Source organism: Nocardia sp. CC201C (genome assembly GCF_030010695.1).
GTDB lineage: Bacteria > Actinomycetota > Actinomycetes > Mycobacteriales > Mycobacteriaceae > Nocardia > Nocardia otitidiscaviarum.
In genome coordinates, this window is record NZ_JASCXP010000283.1 from 1 (window position 1) to 9737 (window position 9737).

7 protein-coding genes and 1 tRNA gene are annotated in these 9737 nt (G+C 63.1%); 5 read left to right on the top strand and 3 right to left on the bottom strand.

Translation table 11 applies throughout. From position 1 onward, the window contains the following. Positions 1–105 precede the first annotated feature (105 nt). Positions 106–1275 (bottom strand): glycosyltransferase, encoded by a 1170-nt coding sequence (locus QK444_RS25070; protein WP_282784275.1) that lies wholly within the window; start codon positions 1273–1275, stop codon positions 106–108. A gap of 1487 nt (positions 1276–2762) precedes the next feature. Between QK444_RS25070 and QK444_RS25075 the strand changes: the two genes are divergently transcribed. After that, on the top strand, positions 2763–2990 hold the full coding sequence (locus tag QK444_RS25075) for a hypothetical protein (RefSeq protein WP_282784276.1): 228 nt from the start codon (positions 2763–2765) through the stop codon (positions 2988–2990). Between the two features lie 195 nt (positions 2991–3185). Here the strand turns inward: QK444_RS25075 and QK444_RS25080 are convergent, their stop codons facing one another. Then, positions 3186–3998 (bottom strand): tyrosine-type recombinase/integrase, encoded by an 813-nt coding sequence (locus QK444_RS25080; RefSeq protein WP_282784278.1) that lies wholly within the window; start codon positions 3996–3998, stop codon positions 3186–3188. Between the two features lie 98 nt (positions 3999–4096). Further along, positions 4097–4170: transfer RNA gene (locus QK444_RS25085), tRNA-Arg, on the bottom strand. 202 nt (positions 4171–4372) lie between these two features. Between QK444_RS25085 and QK444_RS25090 the strand changes: the two genes are divergently transcribed. The 4 genes from QK444_RS25090 (at position 4373) to ettA (ending at position 9681) form a co-directional block, all read left to right on the top strand. Further along, on the top strand, positions 4373–6415 hold the full coding sequence (locus tag QK444_RS25090; RefSeq protein WP_282784279.1) for a cytochrome c oxidase assembly protein: 2043 nt from the start codon (positions 4373–4375) through the stop codon (positions 6413–6415). Then, entirely contained in the window at positions 6412–7389 is a 978-nt protein-coding gene (locus QK444_RS25095; protein WP_282784280.1) for a threonine/serine dehydratase, read from the top strand. The genes QK444_RS25090 and QK444_RS25095 overlap by 4 nt, the downstream gene beginning before the upstream one ends. A gap of 117 nt (positions 7390–7506) precedes the next feature. Beyond that, complete coding sequence (locus QK444_RS25100; protein ID WP_282784281.1) at positions 7507–7950, top strand: single-stranded DNA-binding protein; 444 nt, start codon at positions 7507–7509, stop codon at positions 7948–7950. 54 nt (positions 7951–8004) lie between these two features. Beyond that, positions 8005–9681, top strand: coding sequence for an energy-dependent translational throttle protein EttA (ettA, locus tag QK444_RS25105; protein WP_282784282.1), 1677 nt, complete (start codon positions 8005–8007; stop codon positions 9679–9681). The last annotated feature ends 56 nt before the right edge of the window (positions 9682–9737 follow it).

Sequence of the window (9737 nt, forward strand, 5' to 3'; positions counted from 1 at the left end):
TTAAGCTCGGTGTCAACCAGGATATAGATCGAAGGATCTACTGGGCATCAGTGGCCCCATATGCATTGTTTGCGCTGGTGATAGTCTGGCTCGGAATTCGAACACTCAAAAGGCTGGTAGATCCTGTGTCTGATCCGACAATTTGAGATAAAGTTGCTCGAACCTGTCAATTGAGTATTTCAAGTCATGCGCCTTTGATTTAGTGATGCTAGACATGGAGAAGGACCTCCATCGGGTTGAATCCGCTAAGGTGTATCTTAAAGAGCTCGCCAAGGCTGCAATATTGCCTGGCTGGTATAGCATCCCGTTCACGTTGTTTTCGACCAGATGCGGTAGCGCATGAGACCTAGCTGCAACAATGGGTAAACCGGACGCCATTGCTTCTAGGGTTGCAATGCTCTGCAGCTCGGCCCTTCCTGGCATGCAAAAGACGTCAGAGCGAGCATATTCGTTCTTGAGCTCTTCATCGTTGACATAGCCAGCAAAGAAAACTCGAGATTCCAAGTCCAGTCTGCTCACCAGCCTTCTCAACTCGCGTTCGCATGGGCCTGCGCCAACGATCCTCATTCGTACCTGTGGGTCTAGGTATTGCAGCGCTTGAACTGGTTCTCCGACGTGTTTCTCGGAGTCGAGCCGTCCAACAAAGAGAATTGTTGGTGGATTATGAAGAATTCTGTCGAACGTTGATGAATGGAAAGAGTCAATTGTAACACCGCATGAAACTGGTATCGCATATCTAATTTTCGTCCGCCTTTTGAGCAGCGCTGCGGCGTACGGGGTTGGTGTGGTTACTATTGCCGCCGCATTTAGCACCGACCGAGTATCGCGCCATACAATCTTGGCCAATATCTTGAACGCAAAGTCTGGTATCGGTACTGGTGACTGATATCGGAGATTCTCGGGGAGGAAATGGTTTGTCGCAATTACTGGAATTCTGAGCTGAGTTGATTCTCGTGCGGCAACACGACCCACGACCAAGTGTCCGTGCAGGTGTACGACATCCGGTCTAATCTCTTGCAATACCATGCGGACCGCCGGTCGTACTAATCTGGGGTCGGCGATGTGAAAATTGGGGTGCCAAGGATACTTAAAGGATGGCACGCGGTGAATCCGTACTCTCGACATGTCCTGGATGAACGAGTAGCCCACAGGCGATGGGGCGATCACGTGTACTGTGTGGCCACGCTTAGCTAGGCCCTCGACGAGCCTCTGAGTACTTACTGCGGCCCCGTTTACGTCTGGGTAGTAGGTCTCCGTAGCAATTGCGATCTTCATGGATTCCTCTCTGGGTGCCCGGGGACTGCTTTGCTTGCGCGAACGAGTACGATCCGACTGCGAAGGCCCCGTCCACTCGTCTATTGGTCATCATAGTCGGTCGACATCGGAAAGTCCGAGAGGCGGGTGACGGTTTTGGGGTGCGTTAGCGCCTTGCGTGGGCTAGGGTGACGTCAACAGTGCGGTATCTACATTCGAAACGAGGGGATGAGCGAATGGGGCCTCGCAGGGATGCATCGAGTATTGGTCCATCCAGCTATGCTGTCCTAACTTTGGAATGTGGCGCGCAGATCGTTATCGCACGATACGGATCGGCTATCGAATGCCCCCAGCTCATAGTTCTTCACGGCTTGAAAGGTAGTAGTAGAGGGGTTGAGGGAATCGTAAAGGAGGTAGTCCGCGACGGTATTTCGGTTGTGGTTATAAATCTCCCTGGGATGGGCATTTCACCTGTAATACCCGGCGTCTATAAGGACGTAGAAGCTACTGCCAAAACGCTAGAGGAAGCAATCATCGGTGTATCCGGTGCGAAGGGTATCGTTCTGCTGGGGCACTCCTTTGGTGCCACGCTGGCAAGCGTAATTGCTTCACGTGGAAAGGTGCCTATCCTAGGTATGATTCTGGTCTCCCCGATTGTCACGCCTGTTGGCAGGGATAGCGGATTTAGAGGAGTTCTGTCACGCGCCTTAATCAAGTCGGCAGTAGCCATTCTTAGGGCGTATCCTCTTGCACTTGCCGAGATTGCGGTTAGGTCGCAGCTATGGAGTTTTACTAATAATGCCTTCCTTGCTCGCCGCGGCTTGAAGGGTTTGCGACGCGTGTGTGCTCTATCGAGTTTGGAGCGTGGTCTGTCAGCAGACCCGAGATCCGTTGCTGATCAATTGGATATAACCGGAAGGCATGGCTGCGTTGAGTATGCTCGCGGTCTGACTATTCCCGTTTTTATCGTGAGTGGCGATAGAGATTCTCTTTCATCGCTCGATGGGCTTAGGCGTCTTGAAGCTGAGCTGCGAAGAGGTAGCCTGTCTATCATTGATGGTGGAGGTCACCTTATTCACCACGAGGACACAGGTACGGTTGGAAATTTGATACATGGGAATACTTTGGCTCTATTGATGAGTCGAGACTCCTCCTCCGAGGTCAGTTAGCATCTAATGAGTGGCGTCATGTCAATTCCTTCCCTTCTATCCCGGCGTTAGGTGCATCAATTGTTGGTCATACGGCCATCTTGGTTGATCGAGCATGCTTCGCAAGATTGGCGAATCGGTAGCCGAACATCGCCGCGGCGACAGAGATGTCCGCATGCCGAGTTATAAGGGATGCAGTCTCACGCAATACCTGCTGTAAGTGGCGTTGGTGCCGGATCTGTAGAAGGCCCCGTCCTGCACGTTGATCGTCGCTGATGTTGAGTAGCGGTGCTTCTTTAGCGGCACGCCGGGGCTGCGGGTCGCGAGCAGCTCCTTCAGCGGTACCGGTTGGGCGGCGAGGTGGAGCCCGACCTGTCCGAACTGTCCAGCCGCCCCATCGAGCCCCGCTTCTCCAACGCCGACTGCCGCCCAACAACTCGCCAGAAAGGAGGTGTTTCACGCACTATCACCGGTCGCTCTGTAGTCAATCCCAGAACGATCGCGGCAATCACCGTGGTGAAGACCAGGAACGACAGTGGCAAGTACAGCGTCATCGATCTTGTCGTGTGGCGAACTGTCATCGGCTGAACGTGCGGCCATGCCCTCGGAGCGATGGACTCAAGACTCTCGGCGACATCGGTGGTTTGCTCGCTGCTGAGTACGCACAGGCTCAGAGCTGGTCTCCGAGTCGGGCCTTCCGGTGAGCATCTCGCGCCCGAGTCTCGGCAGTGGCGCGGGCGTACCTGCCGATCATCTGGCGAGATCGCCAGCCCGCCAACATCATCAGATCTTGTTCCTGGCCGCCGTTGGCGCGCCAGTTGTGTGCGAAGAAGTGGCGCAGTTGGTGGGGTGGAGGTGTCCGATGCCTGCCGCCGTCGCGCGGCGGTCCAGCATCTGCTGGATCCCCAAACTGGTCATTTGGCCGCGTTTGCCGAGCCAGAGGGCGGGGTTGTCGTTCGCGGCGCGGGGGTGCCGGCTCCGGGCGCGGAGGTATCGGCGCAGCGCGATGCGCGTTTTGTCGCCGAATGGCAGGATGCGGGGTCGGCGGCCTTTGCCGACGACCATGACGGTGTTCTCCGTGAAGTCGAGCGCATCGGTATCGAGCGGCGCGATTTCATTGATCCGAGGGCCGATGTCGAGCATGAGCCGGAGGATGGCGGTGTCGCGGCGGGAGTCGAAGGCGGTGCCTTCGCGTTCGGCCAGTAGCTTGCGCAGATCCGCGAGGGGTGGCACCGGGATGGGCTTCTCGGGGACCGCCGGCGGATGCATCTTGTCGAACGGGTTGTCCTCGATGATCTCCTCGTCTTCCAGGTAGCGGCAGAACCGTTGCAGGCTGCGGTAGAGGCGGTTCGCGAACTCGGGGATGACCGGTCGGCCGGTGCGGTTCAGGGTGTCCTCGATGAAGGCGCCGATGTGGTCGCGGGTGAGGGCTGCCGCGGTGGCGCGAACGGGTGGGTCCTGAGCGTCGAGGAAGGCGACGAAGTACCGGATGTCACGGCTGTAGGTGTCGATGGTCGACCTGGCTCGGTTCGCGCGGCGCAACTCGGTGGCGAAGTCTTCCAGCAGTTCCGCGATGGTGTCGAGATCCTGCCCCATCCTGGGATTCTACCTGCGAAAATCCCTAGCTGTTTAAGCGCTGTGCGGTATGGGTATCTCTGAACCTGGCGGAGTTCGCGCAGGTCAGAGGTGGAAAGTGCCCCCGGCAGGAATCGAACCTGCGACCTAGGGATTAGAAGGCCCTTGCTCTATCCAACTGAGCTACGGAGGCAGTCGGGTGGTGCACGGCTGTGTGCCACCAAACACCTTGACCGATATCGATCGTGGTGTCCAGCGGGTTAAGTATAGCGACCGTCCAGATGGGGGATGGTCGGCGTGGCGTGGCTGGGCAGCGCGTCGGGGCGGTGGTGCGGACCGGGTGACGGGAAACCCCGTGGGAGTCCGGACCGGCGTTCCGAACTACCCTGAGTCGTATGTCGTCTCCGCAGGACCCGCCCGCAGTCGCCGACGTCCAGGCCAATCGGTCGGGGTCGGGGGCGTCCTTCGGTGTGCTCGCGGCTATGGCGGGGGCGGTCGCGGCCATGGTGGGGGCGATGGTCGTGGGGCTGTCGGCCGCGGAGGCGCTGACGTTGCTCGGGATACCTGATCCTGGGCCGCTCACTACGTATGGGTTGCCCGCGGTGCGGGCGGTGGCGGATCTGTCGGCGGCGTTGACCGTGGGGTCGTTGTTGTTCGCCGCGTTCCTGGTGCCGCCGCAGAAGGACGGGCTGCTCGACGTCGGCGGGTATCGGGCGTTGCGGCGGGCCGCGAATTCGGCGCTGGTGTGGGCGGGGGCGTCGGCGTTGCTGGTGCCGCTCACCCTGTCGGACACGACCGGGCAACCTCTCGCGGACTCGTTGCGGCCGGAGGAGGTGTGGCGGGCGGCCGATACGGTGGATGTCGCCAGTTCGTGGCGGCTCACCGTGTTCCTCGTGCTGGTGCTCGCGGTCGGCTGCCGGGTCGCGCTGCGCTGGGGGTGGACGCCGGTGCTGCTGTGGCTGTCGGTGCTGTCGCTGCTGCCGGTCGCGTTGACGGGGCATTCGTCGTCGGGCGGGTCGCACGATGTGGCGACCAACAGCCTCATTCTGCATCTGCTCGCCACCGGGTTCTGGGTGGGCGGGCTGTTCGCGGTGCTGGCCTACGCGTTGCGTGGGGGTAAGTGGACCGCGCTCGCCACCCGGCGATTCTCCACGGTCGCGACGGTGTCGTTCATCGTGATCGCGGCCAGCGGCGTGCTCAATGCCTGGGTGCGGTTGCAGGAGCCGTCGGATCTGGTGGACACCACCTACGGGCGGCTCGTGCTGGCCAAGACGGCGGCGCTCATCGTGCTCGGCGTCATCGGGTACATGCAGCGGCGGGCCGTGCTTCCCGATCTGGAGGCCGATCCGGGCGATCGACGCGCCCTGATCCGGTTCGCGGGCGTCGAGGCGTTGATCTTCGCCGCCACCGTCGGGCTGGCGGTCGGGCTCGGGCGCACCCCGCCGCCGGAGCTGAAGCAGATCCCGACTCCGGCCGAGGTGGAACTCGGCTACAACCTGGCTGGGCCGCCCAGCGCCGCGCGGTTGCTGTTCGACTGGCGGTTCGACCTGATCTACGGCACCCTCGCGATCGTGCTCGCTGTCCTCTATATCCGCGGTGTGGTGCGGCTGCGGGCGCGCGGCGACGCGTGGCCGGTCGGGCGCACCATCGCCTGGCTGTCGGGCTGCGCGGTCCTGCTCATCGCGACCAGCTCCGGCATCGGCCGCTACGCGCCCGCCATGTTCAGCGTGCACATGGGGCAGCACATGCTGTTGTCCATGCTCGCGCCGATTCTGTTCGCGCTGGGCGGGCCGGTGCTGCTGGCGCTGCGGGCACTGCCACCTGCCGGACGCGATGCCCCGCCGGGACCGCGCGAGTGGATTCTGGCGGCCGTGCACAATCCGGTGTCGCGCTTCATGACCCAGCCCGTGGTGGCGTCGGTGTTCTTCGTGGTCGGGTTCTACGGCCTGTACATGGGCGGTCTGTTCGACCAGTTCGTGGATTCGCACGGCGCGCACCTGCTGATGAATCTGCACTTCCTGGTGAGCGGCTACCTCTTCTACTGGGTGGTCATCGGGATCGACCCCAAGCCGCGTCAGGTGGAGCCGCTCACCAAGGTGGGCATGGTGTTCGGCTCGCTGCCGTTCCACGCCTTCTTCGGTGTGGCGCTGATGAGCATGAACAGCGTCATGGGCGGCTGGTTCTACCGCAGCCTCGGCCTGGGCTGGAACGACAATCTGCTCGAGGATCAGCGCAATGGCGGCAGCCTGGCTTGGGCCAGCGGTGAGATTCCGCTGGTCTTGGTGATGCTGGCACTGCTCATCCAGTGGTCGCGCAGTGATCAGCGGCTGGCCAACCGTATCGACCGCGCCGCCGACCGGGACGATGACGCCGAGCTGGCCGCGCACAACGCCATGTTCGCCGAACTGGCGAGACGGGATCGAGAGGTACGCAAGTGACTGACCGGATCGTCGCGCCGACCGGGGAGGACCCGGCGCGAAAGGTCAAGAAGCTCTACCGATCCGACGTGCGGCGGGCCAGACGGCTGCTGCGCGGGCAGTTTCGGGTCACACCGGTGTTCCACACCGAGATACTGGGCCCGCACGGGCCGGTGCCGGTCACGCTGAAACTGGAATACCTGCAGCACGGCGGCACGTTCAAGGTGCGCGGCAGTCTGAACGCGCTGCTGGGCGCGCGGGCCGGGGTGGACAGCGTGGTGCTGGCCTCCGGCGGCAATGCCGGTATCGCCGCCGCCCTGGCCAGCGCCGTGCGCGGATTGAGCTGCACGGTGGTGGTGCCGGAATCCGCACCGCACACCAAGGTCGCGGCCATGTGGTCGCAGGGGGCCGAAGTGCTGTGGCACGGAACCACATACGCCGAGGCGTACCGCTTCGCCTCCGAACTGGCGACCGAGCGCGGCGCACTCCAGTTGCACGCCTACGACCAGCCCGCGATCGTGGCTGGGGCCGGTGTGGTCGGGCTGGAGATCGAGGATCAGGTGCGCGGGCGGCCGCCGGTGCTGGTGGCCGTCGGCGGCGGCGGGCTGGTGGCCGGTATCGCGGTGGCGCTGGGACCGCGCGGCCGGGTTATCGGCGTGGAACCGCACGGCGCGCCGACCCTGCACGCGGCACTGGCGGCCGGTCGGCCGGTCGAGGTGGATGTGTCCAGCGTCGCCTCGGATTCGTTGGGGGCCAGCCGGATCGGTTCCATCGCCATGGAGGTCGCGCAACGGTACGGCGTGGAATCGCTGCTGGTCAGCGATGACGCCATCGTGATGGCGCGGGAGTACCTGTGGCGGGAGTTCCGGATCGTGGTCGAGCCCGCCGGTGCGACCGCGTTGGCCGCCATCCAGAGCGGCGTGTACGTGCCCAAGCCACACGAGCGACCGGTCATCGTGCTGTGCGGGGCGAACACGGATCTGGCAACCTTGTAGTTCACAAGCATCGGAGTTATCCCCACTCGCCGAAGACGGGCTGTCGCGCCGGTCGCACGCGAGTCAGGCTGGAGAGGTCTTCCGGATCCGGAAGCCAGTCGGCAAGGGGGAGCAACGATGTACGAAATCAATACGTCCATAGTGGGTACGGTGGTCACGCATCCGGTGCGACGAGAACTGCCCAGCGGTGAGCAGCTGATCAGCTTTCGGCTGGCCAGCAATCCGCGGCGCTTCGACACCCAGCGCGGCGAATGGGTCGACGGTGACACCACCTATCTCACGGTGCGCTGCTGGCGGCGGCTGGTCGCGGGGGTGGAAGCCTCGTTGCACCGCGGCGATCCGGTCATCGCCTACGGGCAGCTCAGTTCGCACGAATACCGCACACGAGAGGGAGTGACGCGCAGTGATCTCGAGCTGCGGGCCTTCGCTCTCGGTCCGGATCTCGGCCGCTGCACGGCCCTCGTGCAGCGCAAGCGTTTCGAACGCGTGGACACCGACCACACCACACCACCCGGTGATACCGAACACAGGGAAGCCGAAGTGGCGACCGCATCGGACTAGACCCACCACCGCCCTCGACGGCGGCGCTCAGCGCCGCAGCATAGGATTTTCCATATGGCTGAGTTCATCTACCAAATGCGAAAGGTTCGCAAAGCGCACGGCGACAAGGTCGTGCTCGACGATGTGAACCTGAACTTCCTCCCCGGCGCCAAAATCGGCGTCGTGGGACCGAACGGCGCTGGTAAGTCGAGCGTGCTGAAGATCATGGCGGGACTGGACCAGCCGAACAACGGTGATGCCTGGTTGGCGCCCGGTGCCACGGTCGGCATCCTGCAGCAGGAGCCGCCGCTGAACGAGGAGAAGACCGTTCGCGGCAATGTGGAGGAGGGCCTCGGCGAGATCAAGGTCAAGCTGGACCGGTTCAACGAGATCGCCGAACTCATGGCCACCGACTACTCCGACGAGCTCATGGAGGAAATGGGCAAACTGCAGGAGGAACTCGACCACGCCGATGCCTGGGATCTCGACTCCCAGCTCGAGCAGGCCATGGACGCGTTGCGCTGCCCGCCGCCCGAGGAGCCGGTCACCAACCTCTCCGGTGGTGAGCGTCGCCGTGTCGCGCTGTGCAAGCTGCTGCTGAGCAAGCCCGACCTGCTGCTGCTCGACGAGCCCACCAACCACCTCGACGCCGAATCGGTGCTGTGGCTGGAGCAGTTCCTCGCCCAGTACCCGGGCGCGGTGCTGGCCGTCACTCACGATCGCTACTTCCTCGACAATGTCGCGGGCTGGATTCTCGAGCTCGACCGCGGCCGCACCTACCCGTACGAGGGCAACTACTCCACCTACCTGGAGAAGAAGGCCGAGCGGCTCGAGGTCCAGGGCAAGAAGGACCAGAAGCTGCAGAAGCGCCTCAAGGACGAGCTCGCGTGGGTGCGCTCGGGCGCCAAGGCCCGGCAGGCCAAGAACAAGGCCCGCCTGCAGCGCTACGAGGAGATGGCGGCCGAGGCCGAGAAGATGCGGAAGTTGGATTTCGAGGAGATCCAGATTCCGGCCGGTCCGCGCCTGGGCAATGTGGTGGTCGAGGTCGAGCACCTGGACAAGGGCTTCGGCGACCGCCAGCTGATCAAGGACCTGTCGTTCTCGCTGCCGCGCAACGGCATCGTCGGCGTCATCGGACCCAACGGTGTCGGTAAGTCGACGCTGTTCAAGACCATCGTCGGTATGGAGGATCCGGACAGCGGCACCGTGCGCGTCGGCGATACCGTCAAGCTGAGCTACGTCGACCAGAACCGCGCGGGTATCGACCCCAACAAGACGGTGTGGCAGGTGGTGTCCGACGGGCTGGACCACATCCAGGTCGGCAATCAGGAAATGCCGTCGCGCGCCTACGTTTCGGCCTTCGGCTTCAAGGGGCCGGACCAGCAGAAGCCCGCGGGCGTGCTCTCCGGTGGTGAGCGCAACCGCCTGAACCTGGCGCTCACCCTCAAGCAGGGCGGCAACCTGATCCTGCTCGACGAGCCGACCAACGACCTCGACGTCGAAACCCTCGGCTCGCTGGAGAACGCCCTGGAGAACTTCCCGGGCTGCGCCGTGGTCATCTCCCACGACCGCTGGTTCCTGGACCGCACCTGCACGCACATCCTGGCGTGGGAGGGTAACGACGACAACCCGGCGGCGTGGTTCTGGTTCGAGGGCAACTTCGAGGCGTACGAGGCCAACAAGATCGAGCGCCTCGGCCCGGAGGCGGCCCGTCCGCATCGTGTCACCCACCGCAAGCTGACCCGCGGATAGGGCGACGACCTCCGACTCGCGTGGCCCCCCCCCCCGCGGGGGGGGGGCCGGGGCCC

Bases quoted from the DNA above. Each gene is read 5' to 3' on its own strand.
- QK444_RS25070 (WP_282784275.1), bottom strand. From the start codon at position 1,275: ATGAAGATCGCAATTGCTACGGAGACCTACTACCCAGACGTAAACGGG.
- QK444_RS25080 (WP_282784278.1), bottom strand. From the start codon at position 3,998: ATGGGGCAGGATCTCGACACCATCGCGGAACTGCTGGAAGACTTCGCC.
- QK444_RS25090 (WP_282784279.1), top strand. From the start codon at position 4,373: ATGTCGTCTCCGCAGGACCCGCCCGCAGTCGCCGACGTCCAGGCCAAT.
- QK444_RS25100 (WP_282784281.1), top strand. From the start codon at position 7,507: ATGTACGAAATCAATACGTCCATAGTGGGTACGGTGGTCACGCATCCG.
- ettA (WP_282784282.1), top strand. From the start codon at position 8,005: ATGGCTGAGTTCATCTACCAAATGCGAAAGGTTCGCAAAGCGCACGGC.